This window comes from Pseudochrobactrum lubricantis, assembly GCF_041929865.1.
In the GTDB taxonomy this organism is placed as follows: Bacteria; Pseudomonadota; Alphaproteobacteria; order Rhizobiales; family Rhizobiaceae; genus Pseudochrobactrum; species Pseudochrobactrum saccharolyticum.
In genome coordinates this window covers 1-611 of the sequence record NZ_JBHEEE010000056.1, presented here as the reverse complement: position 1 = coordinate 611, position 611 = coordinate 1, and the positions used below count along the sequence as shown (strand labels likewise).

Annotated in this window: 1 pseudogene; it reads right to left on the bottom strand. The window is 49.1% G+C overall.

Annotated features, from left to right (window positions below):
- Positions 1 to 2: 2 nt before the first annotated feature.
- Positions 3 to 611, bottom strand: a pseudogene (locus tag JNC80_RS20015) (phage tail protein); the annotation flags it as partial.

Genomic DNA, 611 nt, shown 5'->3' with positions numbered 1-611 from the left:
CATCAGTCAGACACCTTCAAAAAACCCTCATCAAGATTAATGACGAATTTGCTGTCAGGTGAGCGGATCAGACCTGAAATGATTTCTTTGATTTTTGCCACCATCAGGGTCAGTTCACCATTAATGAACGTCATTGGCGCCATGCTGTTCACACCATTGGTTACAATCCACTGATCCGAGTTCGTCATGATCCGGCTCAACAATTGGCCGTCGTCGCCTGTGAAGGCTTCCAACCACATCGCAGCCTGTGCAGTCTGCCCCATAGCTTCTACGTAACTACTGAAAGCAATCCGAGACAAAGCACTGCCACTTGTCGCTTCACTGGTAATGCGTATCAGCCCATTAGCGGAGAAGTTGCCGACATCAGCAGTGAGCAGGGTAATTGCTTCAGCCTGAGCTTCAACAGTATCGCCAACTGTATTGATACGCGTTGTCAGTTGGCTAACAGCCTGAGCAATATCCTCATCAACTTTTGCCTCCAGCTTTTCGATACGGGAAGCAATTGCACTGCCGGGACCGATGGAAACGGAAACAAGCCTTGTGTAACCTGCCTTTAGATTGCCCGCAGTGACCGCCGCTTCTTCACGTAGCAGTTTGAACATACCGGCATT